This window comes from Pseudomonas koreensis (genome assembly GCF_012986595.1).
Lineage (GTDB): Bacteria > Pseudomonadota > Gammaproteobacteria > Pseudomonadales > Pseudomonadaceae > Aquipseudomonas > Aquipseudomonas koreensis.
This window is the reverse complement of the sequence record NZ_JAAQYM010000002.1, coordinates 233,351-257,679: the sequence shown is the minus strand read 5'-3', so window position 1 is coordinate 257,679 and position 24,329 is coordinate 233,351. Positions and strand designations below refer to the sequence as shown.

General features: G+C 60.6%; 27 protein-coding genes. 26 read left to right on the top strand and 1 reads right to left on the bottom strand.

Going from position 1 to position 24,329, the window contains the following annotated elements:
• Positions 1 to 24 precede the first annotated feature (24 nt).
• Positions 25 to 1,014 carry a S49 family peptidase gene (locus HBN98_RS06265; protein ID WP_083368234.1) on the top strand — a complete coding sequence of 330 codons (990 nt, stop codon included), beginning with the start codon at positions 25 to 27 and terminating at the stop codon, positions 1,012 to 1,014.
• Between the two features lie 51 nt (positions 1,015 to 1,065).
• On the opposite strand, the gene HBN98_RS06260 is transcribed toward HBN98_RS06265, so the two are convergent.
• Positions 1,066 to 1,644 (bottom strand): Maf family protein, encoded by a 579-nt coding sequence (locus tag HBN98_RS06260; RefSeq protein WP_083368235.1) that lies wholly within the window; start codon positions 1,642 to 1,644, stop codon positions 1,066 to 1,068.
• 105 nt (positions 1,645 to 1,749) lie between these two features.
• On the opposite strand from HBN98_RS06260, the gene HBN98_RS06255 reads away from it, so the two are divergent.
• From HBN98_RS06255 to HBN98_RS06135, 25 genes are all read left to right on the top strand, one after another.
• Entirely contained in the window at positions 1,750 to 2,277 is a 528-nt protein-coding gene (locus HBN98_RS06255; RefSeq protein WP_003204262.1) for a YceD family protein, read from the top strand.
• A 13-nt stretch (positions 2,278 to 2,290) separates the two neighbouring features.
• Entirely contained in the window at positions 2,291 to 2,473 is a 183-nt protein-coding gene (gene rpmF, locus HBN98_RS06250; RefSeq protein ID WP_003179396.1) for a 50S ribosomal protein L32, read from the top strand.
• A gap of 4 nt (positions 2,474 to 2,477) precedes the next feature.
• Positions 2,478 to 3,488, top strand: a complete 1,011-nt coding sequence (plsX, locus tag HBN98_RS06245; RefSeq protein ID WP_082920348.1) for a phosphate acyltransferase PlsX — start codon at positions 2,478 to 2,480, stop codon at positions 3,486 to 3,488.
• 123 nt (positions 3,489 to 3,611) lie between these two features.
• A complete protein-coding gene (gene fabD / locus HBN98_RS06240; protein WP_083368236.1) occupies positions 3,612 to 4,550 on the top strand; it encodes an ACP S-malonyltransferase in 939 nt (312 codons plus the stop codon).
• A 16-nt stretch (positions 4,551 to 4,566) separates the two neighbouring features.
• Positions 4,567 to 5,307, top strand: a complete 741-nt coding sequence (gene fabG, locus HBN98_RS06235; RefSeq protein ID WP_064588681.1) for a 3-oxoacyl-ACP reductase FabG — start codon at positions 4,567 to 4,569, stop codon at positions 5,305 to 5,307.
• 196 nt (positions 5,308 to 5,503) lie between these two features.
• The gene (acpP, locus tag HBN98_RS06230; RefSeq protein WP_003175607.1) at positions 5,504 to 5,740 is read left to right on the top strand and encodes an acyl carrier protein; all 237 of its coding nucleotides are present in this window, start codon (positions 5,504 to 5,506) and stop codon (positions 5,738 to 5,740) included.
• Positions 5,741 to 5,848: 108 nt separating this feature from the next.
• Positions 5,849 to 7,093: a beta-ketoacyl-ACP synthase II gene (gene fabF, locus HBN98_RS06225; protein WP_003227039.1), complete on the top strand. Its 1,245-nt coding sequence runs from the start codon at positions 5,849 to 5,851 to the stop codon at positions 7,091 to 7,093.
• Positions 7,093 to 7,908 carry an aminodeoxychorismate lyase gene (gene pabC / locus HBN98_RS06220; protein WP_083368237.1) on the top strand — a complete coding sequence of 272 codons (816 nt, stop codon included), beginning with the start codon at positions 7,093 to 7,095 and terminating at the stop codon, positions 7,906 to 7,908. The genes fabF and pabC overlap by 1 nt, the downstream gene beginning before the upstream one ends.
• A 3-nt stretch (positions 7,909 to 7,911) precedes the next feature.
• Complete coding sequence (gene mltG, locus HBN98_RS06215) at positions 7,912 to 9,096, top strand: endolytic transglycosylase MltG (protein ID WP_083368238.1); 1,185 nt, start codon at positions 7,912 to 7,914, stop codon at positions 9,094 to 9,096.
• A gap of 19 nt (positions 9,097 to 9,115) precedes the next feature.
• Positions 9,116 to 9,748: a dTMP kinase gene (gene tmk / locus HBN98_RS06210; protein ID WP_064588678.1), complete on the top strand. Its 633-nt coding sequence runs from the start codon at positions 9,116 to 9,118 to the stop codon at positions 9,746 to 9,748.
• Complete coding sequence (locus HBN98_RS06205; protein WP_083368239.1) at positions 9,741 to 10,724, top strand: DNA polymerase III subunit delta'; 984 nt, start codon at positions 9,741 to 9,743, stop codon at positions 10,722 to 10,724. The genes tmk and HBN98_RS06205 overlap by 8 nt, the downstream gene beginning before the upstream one ends.
• 56 nt (positions 10,725 to 10,780) lie before the next feature.
• Positions 10,781 to 11,137: a PilZ domain-containing protein gene (locus HBN98_RS06200; protein ID WP_064588676.1), complete on the top strand. Its 357-nt coding sequence runs from the start codon at positions 10,781 to 10,783 to the stop codon at positions 11,135 to 11,137.
• A 14-nt stretch (positions 11,138 to 11,151) separates the two neighbouring features.
• Positions 11,152 to 11,940 (top strand): TatD family hydrolase, encoded by a 789-nt coding sequence (locus HBN98_RS06195; RefSeq protein WP_083368240.1) that lies wholly within the window; start codon positions 11,152 to 11,154, stop codon positions 11,938 to 11,940.
• Between the two features lie 388 nt (positions 11,941 to 12,328).
• The gene (locus HBN98_RS06190; RefSeq protein ID WP_007950805.1) at positions 12,329 to 12,967 is read left to right on the top strand and encodes a TetR/AcrR family transcriptional regulator; all 639 of its coding nucleotides are present in this window, start codon (positions 12,329 to 12,331) and stop codon (positions 12,965 to 12,967) included.
• A 137-nt stretch (positions 12,968 to 13,104) separates the two neighbouring features.
• On the top strand, positions 13,105 to 14,073 hold the full coding sequence (locus tag HBN98_RS06185) for a GTP 3',8-cyclase MoaA (protein ID WP_083368241.1): 969 nt from the start codon (positions 13,105 to 13,107) through the stop codon (positions 14,071 to 14,073).
• A gap of 270 nt (positions 14,074 to 14,343) precedes the next feature.
• On the top strand, positions 14,344 to 14,949 hold the full coding sequence (locus HBN98_RS06180) for a DUF4823 domain-containing protein (RefSeq protein WP_007967613.1): 606 nt from the start codon (positions 14,344 to 14,346) through the stop codon (positions 14,947 to 14,949).
• A gap of 15 nt (positions 14,950 to 14,964) precedes the next feature.
• On the top strand, positions 14,965 to 15,525 hold the full coding sequence (locus HBN98_RS06175) for a DUF1285 domain-containing protein (protein WP_007967615.1): 561 nt from the start codon (positions 14,965 to 14,967) through the stop codon (positions 15,523 to 15,525).
• 199 nt (positions 15,526 to 15,724) lie between these two features.
• Positions 15,725 to 16,441, top strand: coding sequence for a FadR/GntR family transcriptional regulator (locus tag HBN98_RS06170; protein ID WP_064588673.1), 717 nt, complete (start codon positions 15,725 to 15,727; stop codon positions 16,439 to 16,441).
• A gap of 129 nt (positions 16,442 to 16,570) precedes the next feature.
• Positions 16,571 to 17,446, top strand: a complete 876-nt coding sequence (locus HBN98_RS06165) for an SMP-30/gluconolactonase/LRE family protein (protein ID WP_083368242.1) — start codon at positions 16,571 to 16,573, stop codon at positions 17,444 to 17,446.
• Between the two features lie 270 nt (positions 17,447 to 17,716).
• Positions 17,717 to 18,535 carry an SDR family oxidoreductase gene (locus HBN98_RS06160; RefSeq protein WP_083368243.1) on the top strand — a complete coding sequence of 273 codons (819 nt, stop codon included), beginning with the start codon at positions 17,717 to 17,719 and terminating at the stop codon, positions 18,533 to 18,535.
• A 183-nt stretch (positions 18,536 to 18,718) separates the two neighbouring features.
• Positions 18,719 to 19,723, top strand: coding sequence for a substrate-binding domain-containing protein (locus HBN98_RS06155; RefSeq protein WP_083368244.1), 1,005 nt, complete (start codon positions 18,719 to 18,721; stop codon positions 19,721 to 19,723).
• Between the two features lie 33 nt (positions 19,724 to 19,756).
• The gene (gene araG, locus HBN98_RS06150; RefSeq protein WP_083368245.1) at positions 19,757 to 21,301 is read left to right on the top strand and encodes an L-arabinose ABC transporter ATP-binding protein AraG; all 1,545 of its coding nucleotides are present in this window, start codon (positions 19,757 to 19,759) and stop codon (positions 21,299 to 21,301) included.
• Between the two features lie 12 nt (positions 21,302 to 21,313).
• The gene (araH, locus tag HBN98_RS06145) at positions 21,314 to 22,282 is read left to right on the top strand and encodes an L-arabinose ABC transporter permease AraH (RefSeq protein ID WP_027612371.1); all 969 of its coding nucleotides are present in this window, start codon (positions 21,314 to 21,316) and stop codon (positions 22,280 to 22,282) included.
• 229 nt (positions 22,283 to 22,511) lie between these two features.
• Positions 22,512 to 23,225 carry a GntR family transcriptional regulator gene (locus HBN98_RS06140; protein WP_064588668.1) on the top strand — a complete coding sequence of 238 codons (714 nt, stop codon included), beginning with the start codon at positions 22,512 to 22,514 and terminating at the stop codon, positions 23,223 to 23,225.
• On the top strand, positions 23,222 to 24,220 hold the full coding sequence (locus HBN98_RS06135) for an ADP-ribosylglycohydrolase family protein (RefSeq protein WP_083368246.1): 999 nt from the start codon (positions 23,222 to 23,224) through the stop codon (positions 24,218 to 24,220). The genes HBN98_RS06140 and HBN98_RS06135 overlap by 4 nt, the downstream gene beginning before the upstream one ends.
• The last annotated feature ends 109 nt before the right edge of the window (positions 24,221 to 24,329 follow it).

Here is a 24,329-nt window from a genome sequence, read left to right as displayed (position 1 = left end):
TACGATTTTGCTGGGGTACAGCGCATGACCGACGAATGGAAAGCACCCGCCAAGGCAAGTGCCGACGACGGTGACGAGAAAAGCTGGAAGCTGTTGGAAAAGACCTTGCTGGCCAGCGTGCAGGAGCAGCGCCGTTCACGACGTTGGGGGATTTTCTTCAAGCTGCTGACGTTTGTTTATCTGTTTGTTGCGCTGATCCTGTTTACGCCGTTGATGGACATGGAAAAGAGCGCCACCCGGGGTCCGAACTACACCGCGCTGATCGACGTCACCGGCATGATCGCCGACAAGGAGCCGGCCAGCGCCGACAATATTGTCGGCAGTCTGCGGGCGGCCTTCGAGGACAAGAAGGTCAAGGGCGTGATCCTGCGGATCAACAGTCCGGGCGGCAGCCCGGTGCAATCGGGTTACGTGTATGACGAGATCAAGCGTCTGCGTGGTCTGCATCCGGATACCAAGGTGTACGCGGTGATTTCCGATCTCGGTGCGTCCGGCGCTTATTACATCGCCAGTGCAGCGGATCAGATCTATGCCGACAAGGCCAGTCTGGTTGGCTCCATCGGTGTGACGGCGGCGGGTTACGGCTTTGTCGGCGCCATGGACAAGCTGGGTGTCGAGCGCCGCACTTACACGTCGGGTGAGCACAAGTCGTTCCTGGATCCGTTCCAGCCGCAGAAGCCTGACGAGACCGCGTTCTGGCAGACCGTGCTGGACACCACGCACAAGCAGTTCATCAGCAGCGTCAAGCAGGGCCGTGGCGATCGCCTGAAGGACAAGGAGCATCCGGAGCTGTTCTCCGGGCTGGTCTGGTCCGGCGAGCAAGCACTGCCGTTGGGGTTGATTGATGGTCTGGGTAACGCCAGTTCAGTGGCGCGGGATGTGATCGGCGAGAAAGAGCTGGTGGATTTCACTGTGCAGGAATCGCCGTTCGATCGCTTCTCGAAGAAGCTCGGCGCCAGCGTGGCTGAGCAATTGGCGATGTGGATGGGTTTCCACGGGCCATCGTTGCGTTAAGTCAGTAGAAGTGTTGAAAAAAACCGGCCTTGATGGCCGGTTTTTTGTGCGTCAGGGAATTTGCACGCCTTCGACCAGCAGCATGTCGATCAGGCGAATCAGAGGCAGGCCGATCAGGCTGGTGGCGTCAGGGCCTTCGGTGTACTGAAACAGGCTCACGCCCAGGCCTTCGGCTTTGAAGCTGCCAGCGCAGTCGTACGGCTGTTCCAGGCGCAGGTAGCGCTCGATGCGCGCTTCGTCGAGTTGACGCATGTGGACGGTGAACGGCACGCAGTCGACCTGGCAGTGGCCAGTCTGGCTGTTGAGCAGGGCGAGGCCGGTGAGGAAGGTCACGCTGGCGCCACTGGCGGCCAGCAGTTGCTCGCGGGCCTTGTCGAAGGTGTGCGGTTTGCCGATGATGCGTTCGCCGAGCACGGCAACCTGGTCCGAGCCGATAATCAGATGAGCAGGGTGGCTGGCAGTCAGTGCCCGGGCTTTATGTTCGGCGAGGCGCTTGACCAGCTCGATGGCTGATTCGCCCGGCTGGTGGCTTTCGTCGATATCCGGCGAGCTGCAGACGAACGGCAGGTGCAGGCGGGCGAGCAATTCCCGACGATAAGTCGAGCTGGAAGCAAGTAATAAAGGCAGCATTGGCGTCTCCTGAGGCAGGTGCGAATTCTAGCGGAGGCACGCAAGTGACGGACAGGGCACAATTTCCTTTGACATGGGTGGGGGCATCCCTATAATGCTGCGCCTATGTTGAATGACCCGATTCCACCTCACGTTGACCCGCGCAAATTGGCTGACCGTGGCACCACCCTTCAAGGTGAGCTGCTGCTGGCCGATTTGAAGAGACTTTGCGACCCGCTTTCCGACGATGTCGGTACGGTGCAGGCCAAATTCGTTTTTGAACGAGATGAACGTAAATCTGTGGTAATCCACAGCTTTATCGACACCGAAGTCAAAATGGTTTGCCAGCGTTGTCTTGAGCTGGTCACCCTGCCGATCCACAGCGAATGCAGTTACGCTGTAGTGAAGGAGGGTGCGAATACCCAGTCGTTACCGAAAGGTTATGACGTGCTGGAACTGGGCGAAGATCCATTGGATCTGCAGTCACTGATCGAGGAGGAGCTTTTGCTCGCCTTGCCCATTGTGCCTGCTCATCATCCGGAAGAATGCCAGCAGCCGGCGGGAGCAGATGAACCCGAACCGAGCGAGGACGAGGTAACGCGGTCCAACCCGTTCAGTGTATTGGCGCAGTTAAAGCGTGACCCAAACGTTTAGGAGTTAATCAATTATGGCTGTTCAGCAGAACAAAAAATCCCGCTCTGCCCGTGACATGCGCCGTTCGCACGACGCTCTCGAGGCTAGCACCCTGTCTGTAGAAAAAACCACTGGTGAAGTTCACCTGCGTCACCACGTATCGCCAGAAGGCGTATACCGTGGCCGTAAAGTGATCGACAAGGGCGCTGACGAGTAATCACTTGTCTGCTCAAGTCATCGCGATTGACGCAATGGGCGGGGACTTCGGTCCCCGCAGCATTGTTCAGGCCAGCCTTGCTTGCCTTTCTGCTACGCCCTCGCTGCACCTGACCCTCGTCGGTCAACCCTCCCTTCTTGAAGAATTGATCAACGGCCAGTCGGCTGCCGATCGCGCGCGCCTGACGATTGTTCCGGCGTCTGAAGTCATCACCATGGACGAAAAGCCGACCCAGGCCTTGCGTGGCAAGCCGGACTCGTCGATGCGTGTCGCCCTTGAATTGGTGCGTGACGGCAAGGCTCAAGCCTGTGTCAGCGCCGGCAATACCGGTGCGCTGATGGCGTTGTCGCGGTTCGTGCTCAAGACGTTGCCGGGGATTGATCGGCCGGCGATGGTCGCGGCGATCCCGACGCAGAAAGGTTATTGCCAGTTGCTCGACCTGGGCGCCAACGTCGATTGCAGTGCCGAGCATCTGTTGCAGTTCGCGGTGATGGGGTCGGTGGCGGCGCAGACGCTGGGTATCGCCCGGCCGCGGGTGGCGCTGCTCAACATCGGCACCGAAGACATCAAGGGTAATCAGCAGGTCAAGCTGGCAGCGACCTTGTTGCAGGCGGCGCGCGGCATTCACTACATCGGTTTTGTCGAGGGCGATGGCCTGTATCGCGGCGAAGCCGACGTGGTGGTGTGTGACGGCTTTGTCGGCAATATCCTGCTCAAGTCCAGCGAGGGCCTGGCGACGATGATCGCGGCGCGCATTGAGGCGTTGTTCAGGAAAAACCTCGCGTCACGCGCTGTGGGCGCGTTGGCGCTGCCATTGATGAAGCGTCTGCAGGCTGATCTGGCCCCGGCGCGACATAATGGCGCAAGCTTTCTCGGGTTGCAGGGCATTGTCGTGAAAAGTCACGGTTCGGCCGGGGTTCAGGGCTTTCAAAGCGCGATTCAGCGCGCGCTGATCGAGATTCAGGAGAATCTGCCCGAGCGCCTCCACGGTCGTCTGGAGGATTTGTTGTCTTAGGCGTTTTCGTCGGACAATGCTTAAATGTGACCGCCCGGTTCAAAGGGCCATCCAACTGTCAGTTTCTTGCGTCCCTCAGTGGGGCGTCATTTTCCGACGACAAGATCATTAGGGGCTTGTTACATGTCTGCTTCCCTCGCATTCGTCTTTCCAGGACAGGGTTCGCAGTCCCTCGGCATGCTGGCCGAGCTGGGCGCGGAACATCCGCTGATCCTCGAAACATTCAAAGAAGCCTCCGCTGCTCTGGGCTACGACCTGTGGGCACTGACCCAGCAAGGTCCGGAAGAACTGCTCAATCAAACCGACAAAACCCAACCGGCCATTCTGACCGCCTCGATCGCCCTGTGGCGTCTGTGGCTGGCTGAAGGCGGCGCGCGTCCTGCATTCGTTGCCGGTCACAGCCTGGGTGAATACAGCGCACTGGTGGCTGCCGGCAGCCTGACGCTGGCTGATGCGGTGAAGCTCGTTGAACGCCGTGGCCAACTGATGCAGGAAGCCGTTCCGGCCGGGCAGGGCGGCATGGCTGCGATCCTCGGTCTGGAAGATGCTGACGTACTGGCAGCCTGCGCTGAAGCGGCGCAGGGTGAAGTGGTCAGCGCCGTCAACTTCAACTCGCCAGGTCAAGTGGTCATCGCCGGTGTCAAGGCGGCTGTCGAGCGCGCCATCGAAGGCTGCAAGGCTCGTGGTGCCAAGCGTGCCATGCCGCTGCCGGTCAGCGTGCCGTCGCACTGCGAACTGATGCGCCCGGCTGCCGAGCGCTTCGCCGAATCCATCGCCGCCATCGACTGGCAGGCGCCGCAGATCCCGGTAGTACAGAACGTCAGCGCGCAGGTGCCGGCTGATCTGGAAACCCTCAAGCGTGATCTGCTCGAACAACTGTACAAGCCAGTTCGCTGGGTTGAATCGGTCCAGACTCTGGCAGCCAAAGGCGCAACCAGTCTGGTCGAGTGCGGCCCGGGCAAGGTGCTGGCCGGTCTGAACAAACGTTGCGCCGAAGGCGTTTCGACTTCCAACCTCAATACCCCAGACGCTTTCGCTGCCGCCCGTGCAGCGCTGGCCTGAATCAGGAGAAACTTGCATGAGTCTGCAAGGTAAAGTTGCACTGGTCACCGGTGCAAGCCGCGGTATCGGCCAGGCTATCGCCCTCGAACTGGGTCGCCAGGGCGCCACCGTTATTGGCACTGCGACCTCCGCCAAAGGCGCCGAGGCGATTGCCGCTACGCTGAAAGAGCACGGTATCCAGGGCACGGGTCTGGAACTGAACGTCACCAGCGATGAGTCGGTCAGCGCCGTGCTGGCGAGCATTCAGGAGCAGTTCGGTGCGCCGGCGATCCTGGTCAATAATGCCGGCATCACCCGCGATAACCTGATGATGCGCATGAAAGACGATGAATGGTACGACGTGATCGATACCAACCTGAACAGCCTGTATCGCCTGTCCAAGGGCGTTTTGCGTGGCATGACCAAGGCGCGCTGGGGTCGAATTATCAGTATTGGCTCGGTGGTGGGTGCCATGGGCAACGCAGGCCAAGTAAACTATGCAGCCGCCAAGGCCGGTCTGGAAGGTTTCAGCCGTGCAATGGCGCGTGAAGTCGGTTCGCGTTCGATTACGGTCAACTCGGTAACCCCAGGGTTTATCGACACCGATATGACCCGCGAGCTGCCTGAAGCACAGCGTGAAGCCTTGCAGACGCAGATTCCGCTGGGTCGTCTGGGACAAGCTCAAGAGATCGCTTCTGTGGTCGCTTTTCTTGCATCCGACGGTGCGGCATACGTTACTGGGGCTACAATCCCGGTGAACGGTGGGATGTACATGTAAGTAAAATGTGACGGATTGCTTCAAAAAAATGTCATACGAGCTGTCTAAAATCCGTTATAAAGCTGCAATCTATTTATAGGCAGAGGGTCGCAGGGTTTGAGGAGTGAAGCTTTCAGTTGAAAAGCTGAAAAGCCTTTCTATACACTTACCCACTGGCCAGCTGCCTGAATTTGTCCATTAGGAGTGAAAACAAGGTATGAGCACCATCGAAGAGCGCGTCAAGAAAATCGTTGCCGAGCAACTGGGTGTTAAAGAAGAAGAAGTGGTCAACACTGCTTCCTTCGTTGAAGACCTGGGTGCCGACTCCCTTGACACCGTTGAGCTGGTGATGGCTCTGGAAGAGGAATTCGAGACCGAAATCCCTGACGAAGAAGCTGAGAAGATCACTACTGTACAAGCTGCAATCGACTACGTTACTAGCCACCAGGCGTAATAGTTTGTAATCGTTGTCTGCTGTCATGGAAAAACCGCACTGCCATCATGGCGTGCGGTTTTTTCTTTAGGCCTGATGCAAAGTCGTCATTTGAAAAAGGAGAGTGCTGTGTCGCGTAGACGCGTCGTAGTCACCGGTATGGGTATGTTGTCGCCACTGGGCACGGATGTGCCGAGCAGTTGGCAGGGCATTCTGGCTGGCCGCAGTGGCATTGGTCTGATCGAACACACCGACCTTTCTGCCTATTCCACCCGTTTTGGCGGCTCGGTAAAGGGCTTCAATGTCGAGGAATACCTGTCGGTCAAGGAAGCACGCAAGCTCGACCTGTTCATTCAGTACGGTCTGGCCGCGGGTTTTCAGGCTGTTCGCAACGCTGGTCTGGAAGTCACCGATGCCAACCGTGAACGCATTGGCGTGGCCATGGGTTCGGGGATCGGCGGGCTGACCAACATCGAAGAAACCAGCCGTACCCTGCATGAGACGGGCCCGCGTCGAATCTCGCCATTCTTCGTGCCAGGCTCGATCATCAATATGATTTCCGGTTTTCTGTCCATCCACCTGGGTGCACAGGGACCGAACTACGCCATTTCCACTGCCTGTACCACCGGTACGCACTGCATTGGCATGGCGGCACGCAACATCATGTACGACGAAGCCGACGTCATGATCGCCGGCGGTGCCGAAATGGCCGCGTGCGGCCTGGGCATGGGCGGTTTCGGCGCGTCCCGTGCGCTGTCGACCCGCAACGACGAGCCGACTCGCGCCAGCCGTCCTTGGGACAAGGGCCGTGACGGCTTCGTGCTGTCCGACGGTGCCGGTGCGCTGGTACTCGAAGAACTCGAGCACGCCAAGGCTCGCGGCGCGACCATCTATGCCGAGCTGATCGGCTTTGGCACCAGCGGCGATGCGTTCCACATGACCTCGCCACCCGCTGATGGCGCCGGTGCTGCGCGCTGCATCACCAATGCCCTGCGCGATGCGAAGATCAATATCGACCAAGTGCAGTACATCAACGCCCACGGCACCTCGACCCCGGCCGGCGACCTCGCCGAAGCCAACGCGATCAAGACCGTGTTCGGTGATCACGCCTACAACCTGGCGGTCAGCTCCACCAAGTCCATGACCGGTCACCTCTTGGGTGCGGCGGGCGCGGTCGAAGCGATCTTCAGTGTGCTGGCAATCAACAGCCAGGTGGCACCGCCGACCATCAACCTCGATGAGCCGGATGAAGGCTGCGATCTCGATTTTGTGCCGCACACCGCGCGCAACATGGACATCGACGTCGTACTGTCCAACTCCTTCGGGTTTGGCGGCACCAACGGTACGTTGGCATTCCGCCGGTTCGCCGGTTGATGGACTGCTGGGTCGACGGTCAGCCGGCTGACGCTCTGTCGCTGAAAGATCGCGGCCTGGCTTACGGCGATGGTCTGTTCGAGACCATTGCCGTGCGGCGCGGCCAGCCTGTGTTGCTGGATCGTCACCTGGCGCGTCTGGCCGGTGGCTGCGCACGTCTGGCGATCGCCGCTGATCTCGAGCTGGTTCGCCAAGAGCTGCTGAGCTATGCGGCAGCGATGGGCGAGGGTGTGCTCAAGTTCATTCTCACCCGGGGCGATGGCTTGCGTGGCTACGCGCCCGATCCTGCGGCGCCGGGCCGGCGCATTCTGCAAGGCAATCCTCCTGCTGCTTATCCTGTCGTGCATGGCGAACAAGGCGTGCGCCTGTTCCCCTGCGTCACGCGGTTGTCGAACCAGCCCTTGCTGGCCGGGCTCAAGCATCTGAATCGTCTGGAGCAAGTGCTCGCCCGTGCCGAGTGGCGCGACAGCGAGCATGCCGAAGGCCTGATGCTTGATCAGGCCGGACGCGTCATAGAGGGCGTGTTCAGCAACCTGTTCCTGGTGCGCGACGGCGTATTGATCACCCCGGATTTGAAGCGCTGCGGCGTCGCCGGTGTGATGCGTGCTGAAATTTTGTTTCAGGCCGAGTCATTGGCCATCCCCACCCAAATCACCGACATCAGCCTCGAACAGCTGCAATGGGCTGATGAAGTCTTTGTTTGCAACAGCGTGTATGGCGTCTGGCCGGTACGTGCCTACGCTGCGCTGAGCTGGCCGGTTGGCCCGCTCACCCGTAAACTGCAAACCATTTCCCGCGCCCTACTGGATGCCTGATTCGTGAGACGTAAACTCTTGCTGCTGCTGGAAACCGGACTGGTTCTGGCAGGGCTGCTATTGGGCGCCAGCGCCTGGAAAATCCATTCGGCACTGGAACAGCCTCTGAACATCACGCAGGAAGAACTGCTGGATGTGCCGAAAGGCTCGACGCCGACTCGTACCTTCCTCGAACTCGAAACCGATGGCGTGATCAAGGACGCCTTCTGGTTGCGCATCTACTGGCGCTTCAATCTGGCCGGCACGCCGATCCATACCGGCGAATACCGCATGCAGCCGGGCATGACCGTCAACGGTCTGATCGACCTGTGGAAGCGCGGCGAAGTGGTGCAATACAGCCTGACGCTTGTCGAGGGCTGGAACTTCCATCAGGTCCGCGCCGCGCTGGCAAAAGATGACAAGATCGAGCAGACCCTCAAGGGCTTGAGCGACAGCGAAGTGATGGAGAAAATCGGCCATCGTGGGCTGTTCCCGGAAGGCCGTTTCTTCCCGGATACCTACCGTTTTGTGCGCGGTGTTTCCGACGTCGAGTTGCTGAAGAAAGCCTTCGATCGCCTCGACGAGGTGTTGGCCAAGGAGTGGGACAATCGTTCGCCCGACGCGCCGTACAGCGAGCCTTATCAGGCGCTGATCATGGCGTCGCTGGTGGAGAAGGAAACCGGCGTGCCACAGGAACGCGGGCAGATTGCCGGCGTGTTCGTGCGGCGGATGGCGCTGGGCATGCAGTTGCAGACCGATCCGACCGTGATCTACGGTTTGGGCGATCGCTACACCGGTAAATTGACTCGCGCGCATCTCAAAGAGCCGACGCCGTACAACACCTATGTGATTCCGGGGTTGCCGCCGACGCCGATTGCCATGGTCGGCCGCGAGGCGATTCATGCCGCGCTCAATCCGGTGGAAGGCAACAGCCTGTATTTTGTTGCCCGTGGCGACGGTAGCCATGTGTTCTCCGATGACCTGGAGGCGCATAACAGTGCGGTGCGCGAGTTCCAGCTCAAGCGTCGTGCCGATTACCGCTCCAGCCCGGCGCCGGCCGCTCCGGCCCCGGCTACCGAACAGGCGACTCCTGCTGCGTCTCCTGACACCGCGCCAGAGGCGGTGCCGCAGGTTCCGCCGCAGGACCCTGCGCCAGCCCCGGCACCTGCTGCCGAGCCTGGGGCGGCGGCGCCGCAAAACGCGCAATGACTTTGATTAAGGACTGCCTGTGACTGGCTTGTTTATTACCCTGGAAGGCCCGGAAGGCGCCGGCAAGAGCACCAACCGCGAGTACCTCGCCGAGCGTCTGCGCGCTGAAGGTATCGAAGTGCTGCTGACCCGCGAGCCCGGCGGCACGCCGCTGGCTGAACGCATTCGCGATGTGCTGCTGGCCCCGGCAGATGAAGTCATGAACCCCGACACCGAGCTGTTGCTGGTGTTCGCCGCCCGCGCCCAGCATCTGGCCGAGGTGATTCGCCCGGCGCTGGCCCGCGGCGCGGTGGTGCTGTGTGATCGTTTCACCGATTCGACGTATGCCTATCAGGGCGGCGGTCGCGGTTTGTCGCTGGAACGCATTGCCGCGCTGGAGACGTTCGTCCAGGGCGATCTGCGCCCGGATCTGACGCTGATTTTCGATCTGCCGGTGGAAGTCGGCCTGGCCCGTGCCAGTGCTCGCGGACGACTGGATCGCTTCGAGCTGGAAGGCCGGGCGTTCTTCGAAGCGGTACGCAATGCATTTCTCAAGCGCGCCGAAGCCGATCCTGCGCGCTATGTGCGCATCGATGCCGGTCAGCCATTGGTCAAGGTTCAGCAATCGCTGGATACCTTGATTCCGAACTTGCTGGAGCTGATTCGTGGCTGAGGCCTATCCATGGCAGGACAGCCTTTGGCAGCAACTGGCCGGGTGTAGTCAGCACGCCCACGCGTATCTGTTGCATGGCCCGGTCGGGATCGGCAAGCGTGCGCTGGCTGAGCGGCTGATGGCCAGCCTGCTGTGCCAGCGTCCGACGCCCGAGGCCTGTGGTGAGTGCAAATCCTGCCTGTTGCTCAAGGCCGGCAGCCATCCGGACAATTACATCCTGGAGCCGGAAGAAGCCGACAAGGCGATCAAGGTCGACCAGGTGCGCGATCTGGTCAGTTTCGTGGTGCAGACTGCGCAACTGGGCGGGCGCAAGGTGGTGCTGATCGAACCGGTGGAGTCGATGAACATCAACGCCGCCAACGCCTTGCTCAAGAGTCTCGAAGAGCCTTCGGGCGATACCGTGCTGTTGCTGGTCAGCCATCAGCCGAGCCGTTTGTTGCCGACGATAAAGAGTCGTTGCGTGCAGCAGGCATGTCCGCTGCCGGGCGAGGCCATGAGCCTGCAATGGCTGGCACAGGCGCTGCCGGAGTGTTCCGAAGAGGAGCGCGTCGAATTGCTGACGCTGGCGGCCGGTTCGCCACTGGCGGCGGTCAGCCTGCAGTCCCAGGGTGTGCGCGAACAGCGTGCGCAGGTGGTCGAAGGGGTGAAGAAGCTACTCAAGCAGCAGCAGTCGCCGACGCAACTGGCCGAGGAATGGAAAAACATTCCGATGCTGCGTCTGTTCGATTGGTTCTGCGACTGGTCGAGCTTGATCCTGCGCTATCAACTGACCCAGGATGAAGCCGGCCTGGGTCTGACTGACATGCGCAAAGTGGTGCAGTACCTGGCGCAGAAAAGCGCCCAAGGCAAAGTCCTCGATATTCAGGACTGGATTCTCGCTCAGCGGCAGAAAGTCCTGAGCAAGGCCAACCTCAATCCGGCGTTGCTGCTGGAAGCGCTGTTGGTGCAATGGGTGAGTCTGCCGGGCCAACGGTAATCGCCCTGGAATGACTGTGTGCGCCTAGACTCTGAAGATCAGCAGAGGAGGTCAACATGAATGAACCCATGAGCCCGGGACCGCGCAACGGCATCCTGTCCCTGACCATCAAGGACAAGTCGGTGCTGTACGCGGCCTACATGCCGTTCATCAGAAACGGCGGCTTGTTCATCCCGACCAACAAGAGCTACAAGTTGGGCGACGAGGTGTTCATGCTGCTGAATCTGATGGACGAGGCGGAAAAGATTCCGGTGGCCGGCAAGGTTGCCTGGATTACCCCCAAAGGCGCCCAAGGCAATCGTGCCGCCGGTGTCGGTGTGCAATTCAACGATGGCGACAACACCGCTCGCAGTCGCATCGAAACCCATCTGGCCGGAGCCCTCAAGTCCGACCGTCCCACTCATACGATGTAAGTTGCAGTCCTTTTATGCTCGTAGATTCTCATTGTCACCTTGATCGCCTCGACCTCGCCGCCCATGACGGTTCGCTGGATGCTGCCCTCGATGCGGCCCGGCAGCGCGGGGTCGGGCACTTCCTGTGCATCGGCGTCAGTGCCGACAACGCCGCCGACGTCAAAGCCCTGGCCGAACGTTATGCCGACGTCGATTGTTCGGTCGGTGTGCATCCGCTGGATGTGCAGCCGGGTGCGGCGCCCGCGCTGGATTGGTTGCTGCACGAACTCAATCACCCGAAAGTGGTGGCGATCGGCGAAACCGGTCTGGATTATCACTACGAGCCGGAAGCCGCCGAGTTGCAGCAGGCATCGTTCCGTCTGCACTTGCAAGCTGCCCAGCAGACCGGCAAACCGGTGATCATCCATACCCGTGGCGCCCGCGCCGACACCCTTGAACTGCTGCGCGAGGCCGCGCTGCCCCAGGCCGGTGTGCTGCATTGCTTCACCGAAGACTGGGACATGGCCAAGGCCGCGCTGGACATGGGCTATTACATTTCCCTGTCGGGTATCGTCACCTTTCGCAATGCAGACGCCCTGCGCGATGTGGCCAGCAAAGTGCCGGCCGACCGGCTGCTGGTGGAGACCGATTCGCCGTACCTGGCGCCGATCCCTTATCGCGGCAAGCCGAACCTGCCGCAGTACGTGCGCGAAGTGGCCGAGTTCCTGGCAATGCTGCGTGGGGAAAACTACGAGCGATTTGCCGAGCAGACCACCGAGAACTTCAAGCGGCTGTTCCCGCTGGCGAGTGTTAAATCTGCTTGACTGCGAAATGGACGTCGCGTGCGGGCAGATTCCACCGCGAACGCCAAATCGCAGGCAAAAAAAACCCGGGTTCTGGGGGGTGAATCCGGGTTAAGACCATTAGGAGTAAAACAAAGGCACGCGGTCCCTTGGTACCTTTATCGGCACGGCACTTGGGGGAGATGCCGTCCGACAGTTCAAGTATTGATCAGTCTGGCGTTGAGTCCAGTTGAGCGGCCGGGGTTTTTAAACAAATTTGGAATACGTGCGCTTCAGTTGAGTTCTCATTGCACCCCCAGCGTTCGCAAAATGAACAAGAAACGCAGATATGGTCGGATGATCCGTGCATTTTTGTGCAAGTTAGGCATAATACGCGGCTTCGAATTTTGACCCCTACAGACCTTTTCTTATGCACAAAGAACCTCGTAAGGTCCGTGAGTTTCGTCGCCGCGAGCAAGAAATTCTCGATACCGCGCTTAAGCTGTTCCTCGAACAAGGTGAAGACAGTGTCACCGTCGAGATGATTGCTGATGCCGTGGGTATCGGCAAAGGCACGATCTACAAGCATTTCAAATCCAAGGCCGAGATCTACCTGCGGCTGATGCTCGATTACGAGCGCGATTTGAACGAGCTGCTGCATTCGGCCGATGTCGACAAGGACAAGGAAGCGCTGTCACGTGCCTACTTCGAATTCCGCATGCGCGACCCGCAGCGCTACCGCCTGTTCGACCGTCTTGAAGAGAAGGTCGTAAAAGGCAATCAGGTGCCGGAGATGGTCGAGGAGTTGCACAAGATCCGCGCCTCGAACTTCGAACGCCTGACCTTGCTCATCAAGGGCCGCATCAGCGAAGGCAAGCTCGAAGACGTGCCGCCGTACTTCCACTACTGCGCATCCTGGGCGCTGGTGCACGGCGCGGTGGCGCTGTATCACTCGCCGTTCTGGAGCAACGTGCTGGAAGATCAGGAAGGTTTCTTCCAGTTCTTGATGGACATCGGTGTGCGCATGGGCAACAAGCGCAAGCGTGATCCGGAAACCCCGAGCAGCTGAATCATTCAGCGGCCTTATTGCGTCATGATTTCGCTGCATGACGCAGTACCGCAGGAATATACTCAGGCATAGGGCTTGCTAAAACTTGATTTGTGAGTCAAGTTTTAACAGCTCGAAATTCTATCGCCGGAGTGATCATGATCGTTGACCGTCAAGGCAGGCGTTTTCGCAATTTGCGCATCAGCCTGACTTCAGCCTGCAATTACGCCTGTACCTACTGCGTGCCCAACGGCAAGCGGCTGGTGGCTGCGCAGGATGAACTGTCGGCCGAGGCCATGGCTCGTGGCGTCGCTTACCTGATCGAAGCTGCCGGCATCGAGCGTCTGCGCATCACCGGCGGTGAGCCGCTGGTCAGCCCCAAACTCGAATCTTTCATGAGCGCCGTCGGCAAGATGGGCCTGGAAGACATCAGCCTGACCACCAACGGTCAACTCCTGGCGAAGAAGCTGCCGCTGCTGGTGGACGCCGGTTTGCGCCGGATCAACGTGTCCCTCGATACCCTCGACGCCGGTGCGTTCCGCAGCATCGCCCGTGGCGGCGACCTGGCGACCGTGCTCGATGGCATGGACCAGGCAAAAGCGGCGGGTCTGAAGATCAAGGTCAACATGGTGCCGTTGCGCGGGCAGAACCTGGATCAGGTGATGCCGCTGCTCGATTACTGCCTGGAACGTGGCTACGAGCTGCGCTTTATCGAGCTGATGCGCATGGGCCACCTCGCCACCGACTCCAATACCTTCCTGCAACAGTTCGTCAGCCTGCAGCAACTGTTGAGCCTGATCGGCGAACGCTACGAGTACGCCCAGGCCGATGCGCCGGTGGACGCCACAGCCGTGCGCTATGCGATCCCGGGCGTCGGTCATTTCGGCGTGATTGCCAACGAAAGCGTGCCGTTCTGCCGGACGTGCTCGCGTTTGCGCCTGTCGTCGACCGGCTGGCTGCATGGCTGCCTGTCGTCGAGCAACCGCCACTATGTCGGTGACCTGCTCGACAAGCCGCGTCACCAGGCACTGCCGGCGTTGCAGCGCTTGCTGGTCAAGGCCTTGGGCGACAAACAGGAAGTGGCGTTCTCCGGTGGCGCGACCGTCATGAAGATCATCGGCGGCTGAACTGGCTTTTGTGGCAAGGGAGCTTGCTCCCGCTGGGTTGCCAGCCAACCCGAGAACCATTCATCTCAGGGCGTCCGGCTTACTTCAAATCCCGGATTTGCGACGGCTGCGCCGCCGAGCGGGAGCAAGCTCCCTCGCCACAAAAGCTTCATTTGAGGCCTTTGGGGCGTCATTTCAAATTCGATACCTGCACATTTTCAAGGACTGGCGCAAAAGCTGCATCCAACGGCCATTCGCCGGTTTTCCGTCACCGGCTTCTGGAGGATGAGGATGCGTAGCCTGGTTTTGCTGCTGGCCGTTTTGGCGCTTGGCGGCTGTATGACTGTCAGCGATATGGCCGAAGGCACTCGCTATCAGATGAGCGACGCGGGGCTGCTGGATCACAGCGACAGCCGTCGGGTGAACAATTTCCGCATTCAGCCGGACTCGTTCATCTACATCGCCCAAGGCGCGTTCGCACCGCCGGGCGGCTCTTACCCGCGCCCGAATGTGGTGGCCGAAGAAGCCTTCAAGGGCTTTGTCGAATACTTCCCGATGGTTCGTCGTGCCCGCGCTCCAGAAGGTCTTGATCAGGCGATGGGCGAAGCTCGCGATGCCGGCGCCCATTACCTGCTGTACACCCGTTTTGCCAAGGCTGACGACCGCATCGGCAACTCCGACGAGTGGCTCGATCAGGAAGCCGTGGATCGCTTGGGCATCGACGGTGGGGTGATTCAAATCATGTTGATCGAGACCAGCACCCAGTATTTGATTGATACTGCACGGATCAAGAGTCGTGGCGGTTTACTGACGTTCCACGACAACAAGCCTGAAGACCTGATCGGCCCGCCACTGGCGCAATACGCGCGCAGCCTGCTCGGAGTCGGCGACCAATAAACCAAGGAGTACGCCATGAGTGGCCCGCAAAAAGCCAATGACCTGTTGGGACAGATCCCCAAAACCAAAGGCCTGCCGCCGGTGCACTTGTGGAACCCGGACTTCTGCGGCGACATCGACATGCGCATCGCCCGCGACGGCACCTGGTATTACCTGGGTACGCCGATCGGGCGCAAGCCGATGGTCAAGCTGTTCTCCACGATCATCCGCCGCGACGGCGATGACTACTTCCTGATCACCCCGGTCGAAAAGGTCGGGATCAAGGTCGACGATGCGCCATTCGTGGCGATTGCCGTGGAAGTCGAAGGCGAGGGCGAGGCGCAGGTCCTGCGTTTCACCACCAATGTCGAAGAAACCGCCGAAGCCGGGCCGGAACATCCGATCCGTGTCGAGATCGACCCGACGACCCAAGAGCCTGCACCTTATGTGCATGTGCGCACCAACCTTGAAGCGCTGATTCATCGCAATGTGTTCTACCAACTGGTGGAACTGGCAGTCAGTCGCGAAATCGATGGGCAGCGCTGGCTCGGTGTGTGGAGCGGCGGAGAGTTCTTCCGCATCGGCCTCGAACCCTGATCAATACACATCACTAACTGTGGGAGCGAGCCTGCTCGCGAAAGCGCTACGTCAGTCACCATCAATGTTGATTGATACACCGCCTTCGCGAGCAGGCTCGCTCCCACATTGGGTTTGTGGATTGTCTGAAAAATCCCATTGACGGTTATTCGTATGATGATTAGCGTGAACACCCATCGCGAACCGCTTTGAGGTTTTCATGTCCAGCAGCTTTCATGCGTCAACGGTCGATTGGCTGGGCAGCTGGATTGCCGCTGGCCAGGTCAAACCGGGGCAGACGATCAAGGTCGAGGCCGATCTGGGCCTGCAGCTTGGTGTCAGCCGCACGGTGATCCGCGAAGCGATCAAAACCCTCGTCGCCAAAGGCATGCTCGAAGTCGGCCCGAAGGTCGGTACCCGGGTGTTGCCGGTGCGGCGCTGGAACCTGTTCGATCCGCAAGTCGTCGGCTGGCTGTCACGCAACGGCTTGCCGGAAAACTTCGTCGATGACCTGCTCGACCTGCGGCGCACCATTGAACCGATGGCCGTGCGCTGGGCCTGCGAGCGCGCCAGCCTCGAGCAGATCGAAGCTGTGCGACTGGCGTATAACGCGCTGGAGCGGGCGGTCGACAGCGGCATCGATTACAACCGTGCCGACCAGGTATTCCACGAGTGCATTCTGGCGGCCAGCCACAACCAGTTCATCGAACAAATGGTTCCGGCCCTTGGCGCCTTGCTCGCCGTGTCGTTTGAAGTTTCCGCCGCCGACCCTGACGAATTGCGCCGCACATTACCCATTCACAAGGACATGGCCGACGCCATCGCCGCCCGGGATGCCGCGCGCGGGGTATGGGCCTGCATGACCCTGATCGACAACGCTGACCTGGCGATCAAACGCTTTTACCCAAAGGTCATGGCCGACAAGAAAGCCAGCTGACAACACAAATTCCCCTGTAGGAGTGAGCCTGCTCGCGATGGCGCCGTACCAGAAAAAGCCACTTTGACTGAACCACCGCCATCGCGAGCAGGCTCACTCCTACAGTTAAAACAACATGAAGGATTCAACATGACGTGGACCGCCGTAACTCAACACCGCGCCAAGCTCGGTGAAGGCCCGTTCTGGGATGCCCCGACTCAGGCGCTGTATTGGGTCGATATCGCCGGCAGGCAGGCGCTGCGGCTGATTGGCAACAATGTGCAGATCTGGCAGATGCCCGAGCACGTTTCCGCGTTCATCCCCTGTGCCAGTGGCGATGCGCTGGTGACCCTGAGCAGCGGCGTGTATCGACTGGACCTCGATTCCCCGGGGCTCGAGCCACGCCTGGAATTGTTCTGTATCGCCGACCCGCAACCGGGCAATCGGCCCAACGAAGCACGCTGTGATGCGCTGGGTCGACTGTGGCTCGGCACCATGCAGAACAACATCGGCGACCACGGCGAAGACCTGCCGATCATCCGTCGCTCCGGTGGCTTGTTTCGCATTGATCCCGACCAGCGCGTCACGCCGTTGCTGCGCGGCCTGGGGATTCCCAACACGCTGTTGTGGAGTGAAGACGGCACCACGGTGCTGTTCGGCGACAGTCTTGATGACACGCTGTATCGCTATTTTATTCACGCCGACGGCAACCTTGATGTAGCTGATCCCTGGTATGGCCCGGATCAGCACGGCGGTCCCGACGGTTCGGCGATGGATGCCGAAGGTTATGTGTGGAACGCGCGGTGGGACGGCAGTTGCCTGCTGCGTCTGACGCCGGAAGGCAAGGTCGACCGCAGGATCGAACTGCCGGTCAGCCGCCCGACCAGTTGCGTATTCGGCGGCGAGGATCTGAAAACCCTGTACATCACCAGCGCCCAGAGTCCGCACAACCACCCGCTGGATGGCGCGGTGTTGTCGATGCGCGTCGATGTGCCGGGCAAACTCTGCACACGATTCGCCGGTTAAATCCCAAAATATGGGATGCAAAATTATATATTGAGATTATTTGGCGGTCGGGTTTATAGTCGGTTCCAGCAGTAACACGCACTCACACTTAAAAAGAACAAAACAGGTGAAGTGATGCAGCGAATCTCTATCGCACTCCCCAGCGGAGTCAGCGTCTCGCAACGGCCCGGCGTCGCTCGCCGCGCCTGCCTGTCTTGTTCTCACAGTCTTCCAGACCGGACATCGTCAGATGCCCGGTTTTTTTGTGCTTACGAGCAGGAGTCCTGATCCATGGCTGAACCTCTTTCCTTGCCGCCGGTGCCCGCGCCGCCGAAAGGCGAGCGTCTGAAAAACAAAGTGGTCCTGCTGACCGGCGCCGCTCAAGGCATCGGCGAAGCCATCGTCGCCACCTTCGCCTCGCAGCAGGCCAAACTGGTGATCAGCGATATTCAGGCGGAGAAAGTCGAGCAGGTTGCCGCCCACTGGCGCGAGCAGGGAGCCGACGTGCAGGCGATCAAGGCTGATGTGTCGCGTCAGCAAGACCTGCACGCCATGGCCAGACTCGCCGTCGAACGCCACGGGCGCATCGACGTGCTGGTCAACTGCGCCGGGGTCAACGTGTTCCGTGACCCGCTGCAAATGACCGAAGAAGATTGGCGCCGCTGCTTCGCCATCGACCTGGACGGCGCCTGGCACGGCTGCAAAGCGGTGCTGCCACAGATGATCGAGCAGGGCGTCGGCAGCATCATCAACATCGCTTCGACCCATTCCAGCCACATCATTCCCGGCTGCTTCCCGTATCCGGTGGCCAAGCACGGCCTGCTCGGGCTGACCCGGGCGCTGGGCATCGAGTACGCGGCGAAAGGCGTTCGGGTCAACGCCATCGCCCCGGGCTACATCGAAACGCAACTGAACGTCGATTTCTGGAACGGCTTTGCCGATCCGCATGCCGAGCGTCAGCGCGCCTTTGACCTGCACCCGCCAAAACGCATCGGCCAGCCGATCGAAGTGGCGATGACCGCGGTGTTTCTGGCCAGTGATGAAGCGCCGTTCATCAACGCCTCGTGCATCACCATCGATGGTGGCCGTTCAGTGATGTACCACGACTGAGCGGACCGGGCTTGAGGCGGGTGAGTCCGCCTGAAATCCAATCATCATACGATATGACTATTTTCAACAAAGGCTGCTGTTACACGCTGTGAACGATTGAACGCCGCTATTCGTGGCGAGTGAGCAAGCTCCCTCGCCACAGTTTTCAAACATTGCTCAAAAAAAATAACAAGGAGTCAGCTTATGAAACGTCGTTTCGGGATTCGTACCCTGTGCAGTGCCGCGCTGGCGGTCACTGCGTTCAGCCTGAGCAGTTCGCTGCTGGCTGCCGATGCCGTGAAAATCGGTTTCCTGGTCAAACAGGCTGAAGAGCCCTGGTTCCAGACCGAATGGGCCTTCGCCGAGAAAGCCGCCAAGGACAAAGGCTTCGAACTGATCAAGATCGCCGTGCCGGACGGGGAGAAAACCCTCTCGGCCATCGACAGCCTCGCCGCCAACGGGGCCAAGGGCTTCGTGATCTGCCCGCCGGATGTGTCGCTCGGCCCGGCGATCATGGCCAAAGCCAAACTCAATGACCTCAAAGTGATCGCCGTGGACGACCGTTTCGTCGACGCCAACGGCAAGTTCATGGAAGACGTGCCGTACCTCGGCATGGCCGCATTTGAAGTCGGCCAGAAGCAGGGCAACGCGATGGTCGCCGAAGCGAAGAAACGCAACTGGGACTGGAAAGACACCTACGCCGTGGTCAACACCTACAACGAACTCGATACCGGCAAGAAGCGCACCGACGGCTCGGTCAAATCCCTGGAAGACGCCGGCATGCCGAAGGATCACATCCTGTTCGCAGCGCTCAAGACCCTCGACGTGCCGGGCAGCATGGACGCGACCAACTCGGCGCTGGTCAAACTGCCGAGCGCGGCGAAGAACCTGATCATCGGCGGGATGAACGACAACACCGTACTCGGCGGCGTGCGCGCCACCGAAGCCGCCGGGTTCGCTGCGGCCAACGTGATCGGCATCGGCATCAACGGCACTGACGCCATCGGCGAGTTGAAAAAGCCCAACAGCGGTTTCTTCGGTTCGATGCTGCCGAGCCCGCACATCGAAGGCTACAAGACTGCCGAGATGATGTACGAGTGGGTCACCACCGGCAAAGAGCCGCCGAAGTACACGGCGATGGACGACGTCACCCTGATCACCCGCGAGAACTTCAAGCAAGAGCTGGAAAAAATCGGCCTGTGGAATTGATGGCTGCTCGATCGGTGTGAAGAGGTGACTCAGATGCACGCGCAAGTACAGACACATGCAAGCAGCGCCGGCGGCAGCCTGCGCTTCAACGGGATCGGCAAGACCTTTCCCGGGGTGAAGGCGCTGGACGCGATCAGCTTCGTCGCCCATCCGGGGCAGGTGCACGCCTTGATGGGCGAGAACGGCGCCGGCAAGTCGACCCTGCTGAAGATCCTCGGCGGGGCCTACATCCCGAGCAGCGGCGAGTTGCAGATCGGCGAGCAGACCATGGCCTTCAAGTCGACGGCCGACAGCATCGGCAATGGCGTCGCGGTGATCCACCAGGAGCTGCATCTGGTGCCGGAAATGAGCGTGGCCGAGAACCTGTTTCTCGGCCATCTGCCGGCCAGTTTCGGCCTGATCAATCGCGGCGCATTGCGCCAGAACGCCTTGGCCTGCCTCAAGGGCCTGGCCGATGAAATCGATCCGCAGACCAAGGTCGGGCGCCTGTCGCTCGGCCAGCGGCAGTTGGTGGAAATCGCCAAGGCGCTGTCCCGTGGCGCGCATGTGATCGCTTTCGACGAGCCGACCAGTAGCCTTTCGGCCCGCGAGATCGACCGTTTGATGGCGATCATCAGCCGCTTGCGCGATGAGGGCAAAGTGGTGCTCTACGTCTCCCATCGCATGGAAGAAGTGTTCCGCATTTGCGATGCAGTGACGGTGTTCAAGGACGGCCGTTACGTGCGCACCTTCGACGACATGAGCCAGTTGACCCACGATCAACTGGTGACCTGCATGGTCGGGCGCGACATCCAGGACATCTACGATTACCGCAGCCGCCCGCGTGGCGCGGTGGCGCTGAAGGTCGACGGTCTGCTCGGCCCGGGCCTGCGCGAGCCGGTGAGTTTCGAGGCGCACAAGGGCGAGATTCTCGGGCTGTTCGGCCTTGTCGGTGCCGGGCGCACGGAATTGTTCCGGCTGCTCAGCGGGCTTGAGCGCAACACCGCCGGACGTCTGGAATTACGCGGCCATGAACTGAAGTTGCGCTCACCGCGTGACGCGATTGCCGCCGGTATCCTGCTGTGCCCCGAGGACCGCAAAAAGGAGGGGATCATCCCGCTGGCCAGCGTCGCCGAGAACATCAACATCAGCGCGCGCGGTGCCAATGCCAGCCTCGGCTGTCTGCTGCGCGGGCTGTGGGAGAAGGGCAACGCCGACAAACAGATCAAGGCGCTGAAAGTGAAAACGCCGCATGCCGGCCAACAGATCAAATTCCTGTCTGGCGGCAATCAGCAGAAGGCCATTCTTGGGCGCTGGTTGTCGATGCCGATGAAAGTCCTGCTGCTCGACGAACCCACTCGCGGCATCGACATCGGTGCCAAGGCCGAGATCTACCAGATCATCCATAACCTGGCCGCCGATGGCATTTCGGTGATCGTGGTGTCCAGCGACCTCATGGAGGTGATGGGCATTTCCGACCGCATTCTGGTGCTGTGCGAAGGCGCGCTGCGCGGCGAAGTCAGCCGCGACCAGGCCAATGAATCCAACCTGTTGCAACTGGCTTTGCCGCGCCATCGCGCTGACGGCGCGGCGAACTGAGAGGTGAACATGATGACCATCCAAAACAAGGCGCTGCCGACTCCCCGCAAACCGCTGGACCTGCGCCGCTTCCTCGACGACTGGGTCATGCTGCTGGCGGCCATCGGCATCTTCGTCGCCTGCACGTTGCTGATCGACAACTTCCTGTCGCCGCTGAACATGCGCGGGCTCGGGCTGGCGATTTCCACCACCGGCATCGCCGCGTGCACCATGCTCTACTGCCTGGCGTCGGGGCATTTCGACTTGTCGGTGGGTTCGGTGATCGCCTGCGCCGGGGTGGTCGCGGCGGTGGTGATGCGCGACACCAACAGCGTGTTCCTCGGCGTCAGTGCGGCGCTGGTGATGGGCCTGATTGTCGGGCTGATCAACGGCATCGTGATTGCCAAGCTGCGGGTCAATGCGTTGATTACCACGCTGGCAACGATGCAGATCGTTCGTGGCCTGGCCTACATTTTTGCCAACGGCAAAGCGGTGGGCGTGTCGCAGGAATCGTTCTTCGTCTTCGGCAACGGCCAATTGTTCGGCGTGCCGGTGCCGATCCTGATCACCATCGTCTGCTTTCTGTTCTTCGGCTGGCTGCTGAACTACACCACTTACGGCCGCAACACCATGGCCATCGGCGGCAACCAGGAAGCGGCGTTGCTTGCCGGGGTCAACGTTGACCGGACCAAGATCATCATCTTCGCCGTGCACGGTGTGATCGGTGCGCTGGCCGGGGTGATTCTGGCGTCGCGCATGACCTCCGGGCAGCCGATGATTGGCCAGGGTTTCGAACTGACCGTAATCTCGGCGTGTGTGTTGGGCGGGGTGTCGCTGAGTGGCGGGATCGGCATGATTCGGCATGTGATTGCCGGGGTGTTGATTCTGGCGATCATCGAGAATGCGATGAACCTGAAGAACATCGACACGTTTTATCAGTATGTGATTCGCGGTTCGATCCTGTTGCTGGCTGTCGTCATTGATCGCCTGAAACAACGCTGATTCTATCTGTAGAAGCATAGTTTTGTGGCGAGGGAGCTTGCTCCCGCTCGACTGCACAGCAGTCGCAAATCCGGACAATGCGGTGTGTCAGACTCATCGTTGTCACGGGTTTTGGGGCCACTGCGCAGCCCAGCGGGAGCGAGCTCCCTCGCCACAGTTATGCATCCTTCTGTCCGAACCCCTAAAAACCTCTTGCCCGCCCGCACCCGTTTCGGGTATCACTTTGTACATGATTAGACAGGTACGATTTGACAAGAAACAACGGGTGGTCGACGAACTCGTCCGGCGCATCGAAAGCGGCCTCATGGAGGACGGCTTTCTGTTGCCCGGCGAGCATCAGTTGGCTCAGGAATTCAACGTCAGCCGTGGCACGTTGCGCGAAGCGCTGGCCGAACTGAAGCGGCGCAATTACATCGCCACGCAAAGCGGGGTCGGCTCCATCGTCACGTTCGACGGTGTGGTGCTCGATCAGCGCAGCGGCTGGGCGCAGGCGCTGGCCGACAGCGGGGTGCTGATCAATACCGAAGTGCTGCGTCTGGAAGCCGTGACCCGGCCCGACCTGCTCTCGCGTTTCGGCACCGATCAATTCATCACCCTCGACCGGCGCCGGCGTTCCAACGACGGCACGCTGGTGTCCCTCGAGCGCTCTTTGATGCCGGCCACCGGCGGCCTGGAAAGCCTGCCGCGTGTCGGTCTGATCGACAATTCGCTGACCATCACCCTGGCCGCCTACGGCTACATCGGCGAGCGCGGCGATCAGTGGATCGGCGCCGAGCCGCTGAATGCCGAAGATGCCGAACTGCTCGGGCGCCCGGTGGGGACGGTTTTCCTCAAGGCCCTGCGCACCACCTACGACCGGCAGAACCGTTTCATGGAGCAGGTCGAAAGCCTGCTCGACCCGGTGCATTTCCGCCTGCACCTGCAATTTGGAGAATCGAAATGACCGCGCTCAACCGTGCCCTTGGTGCGTTTTATGGCCTGGCCCTCGGTGATGCGCTGGGCATGCCGACGCAATCGCTGAACCGCGAAACGATCAAGACCCGCTTCGGCCGGATCACCGACCTGCAGGACGCCGGCCCGCTGCAACCGATCGCCGCCAACATGCCCAAAGGCTCGATCACCGACGACACCGAACAGGCGATCCTGGTCGGCGAGTTGTTGCTCGAAGGCAAGGGCCGGATCGAGCCGGCAGTGCTCGCCCAGCGGCTGATCGAATGGGAGGCCGAGATGCAGGCCAAGGGCTCGCAGGACTTGCTCGGGCCGTCCACTAAACGCGCCATCGAAATGATCCTCGCCGGACACTCGCCGGAGGAGGCCGGACGCTACGGCACCACCAATGGCGCGGCGATGCGCATCACCCCGGTGGGCATCGCCGCGGACGTGGCCGATCCCCAGCGCTTCATCGCGGCGGTGGTGCAGGCCTGTCAGGTCACCCACAACACCACGCTGGGCATTTCCAGTGCGGCGGCGGTGGCGGCGGTGGTCTCGGCCGGGATCAACGGCGTAGACCTGGGCGAGGCGTTGAACCTCGGCCAGCAGATTGCGCAACAGGCCGAAGCGCACGGGCACTGGGTCGCCGGTGGGCGTATCGCTTCGCGCATCAGTTGGGCGCGCACCATCAGCGTCGACAGTGACAAGGCGCTGCTGGCGGATTTGCTGTACGACGTGATCGGCACATCGGTGGCGTCGCAGGAGTCGGTGGTGGTGTCATTCGCCCTGGCGCAGCAAGTGGCGGTCGGCGAGATGAACGCGTTCGATGCGCTGTGCATGGCCGCCAGTCTTGGCGGTGACACCGACACCATCGCGGCGATTCTCGGCGCCATGCTCGGGGCCTGCCTGGGCCTCGAGAGCTGGCCGGTGCCGATGATTGCCACGGTGAAAGCGGTCAATCATCTGGAGCTTGAGCCCCTGGTGCAGGGGCTGTTGGCCCTGCGCTGATCACATAACTGTGGCGAGGGAGCTTGCTCCCGCTGGGCTGCGAAGCGGCCCCAAACCCTGCTGACTGGTGCGAAAACATCGTACTGACTGGGTTGCGACTGCTGCGCAG

Bases quoted from the DNA above. Each gene is read 5' to 3' on its own strand.
- araG (WP_083368245.1), top strand. From the start codon at position 19,757: ATGCACGCGCAAGTACAGACACATGCAAGCAGCGCCGGCGGCAGCCTG.
- HBN98_RS06180 (WP_007967613.1), top strand. From the start codon at position 14,344: ATGCGTAGCCTGGTTTTGCTGCTGGCCGTTTTGGCGCTTGGCGGCTGT.
- rpmF (WP_003179396.1), top strand. From the start codon at position 2,291: ATGGCTGTTCAGCAGAACAAAAAATCCCGCTCTGCCCGTGACATGCGC.
- HBN98_RS06165 (WP_083368242.1), top strand. From the start codon at position 16,571: ATGACGTGGACCGCCGTAACTCAACACCGCGCCAAGCTCGGTGAAGGC.
- HBN98_RS06160 (WP_083368243.1), top strand. From the start codon at position 17,717: ATGGCTGAACCTCTTTCCTTGCCGCCGGTGCCCGCGCCGCCGAAAGGC.
- HBN98_RS06190 (WP_007950805.1), top strand. From the start codon at position 12,329: ATGCACAAAGAACCTCGTAAGGTCCGTGAGTTTCGTCGCCGCGAGCAA.
- acpP (WP_003175607.1), top strand. From the start codon at position 5,504: ATGAGCACCATCGAAGAGCGCGTCAAGAAAATCGTTGCCGAGCAACTG.
- HBN98_RS06135 (WP_083368246.1), top strand. From the start codon at position 23,222: ATGACCGCGCTCAACCGTGCCCTTGGTGCGTTTTATGGCCTGGCCCTC.
- pabC (WP_083368237.1), top strand. From the start codon at position 7,093: ATGGACTGCTGGGTCGACGGTCAGCCGGCTGACGCTCTGTCGCTGAAA.
- HBN98_RS06255 (WP_003204262.1), top strand. From the start codon at position 1,750: ATGTTGAATGACCCGATTCCACCTCACGTTGACCCGCGCAAATTGGCT.
- HBN98_RS06195 (WP_083368240.1), top strand. From the start codon at position 11,152: ATGCTCGTAGATTCTCATTGTCACCTTGATCGCCTCGACCTCGCCGCC.
- fabD (WP_083368236.1), top strand. From the start codon at position 3,612: ATGTCTGCTTCCCTCGCATTCGTCTTTCCAGGACAGGGTTCGCAGTCC.
- HBN98_RS06265 (WP_083368234.1), top strand. From the start codon at position 25: ATGACCGACGAATGGAAAGCACCCGCCAAGGCAAGTGCCGACGACGGT.
- fabG (WP_064588681.1), top strand. From the start codon at position 4,567: ATGAGTCTGCAAGGTAAAGTTGCACTGGTCACCGGTGCAAGCCGCGGT.
- araH (WP_027612371.1), top strand. From the start codon at position 21,314: ATGACCATCCAAAACAAGGCGCTGCCGACTCCCCGCAAACCGCTGGAC.
- HBN98_RS06170 (WP_064588673.1), top strand. From the start codon at position 15,725: ATGTCCAGCAGCTTTCATGCGTCAACGGTCGATTGGCTGGGCAGCTGG.
- HBN98_RS06155 (WP_083368244.1), top strand. From the start codon at position 18,719: ATGAAACGTCGTTTCGGGATTCGTACCCTGTGCAGTGCCGCGCTGGCG.
- HBN98_RS06260 (WP_083368235.1), bottom strand. From the start codon at position 1,644: ATGCTGCCTTTATTACTTGCTTCCAGCTCGACTTATCGTCGGGAATTG.
- HBN98_RS06175 (WP_007967615.1), top strand. From the start codon at position 14,965: ATGAGTGGCCCGCAAAAAGCCAATGACCTGTTGGGACAGATCCCCAAA.
- HBN98_RS06185 (WP_083368241.1), top strand. From the start codon at position 13,105: ATGATCGTTGACCGTCAAGGCAGGCGTTTTCGCAATTTGCGCATCAGC.
- HBN98_RS06200 (WP_064588676.1), top strand. From the start codon at position 10,781: ATGAATGAACCCATGAGCCCGGGACCGCGCAACGGCATCCTGTCCCTG.
- HBN98_RS06140 (WP_064588668.1), top strand. From the start codon at position 22,512: ATGATTAGACAGGTACGATTTGACAAGAAACAACGGGTGGTCGACGAA.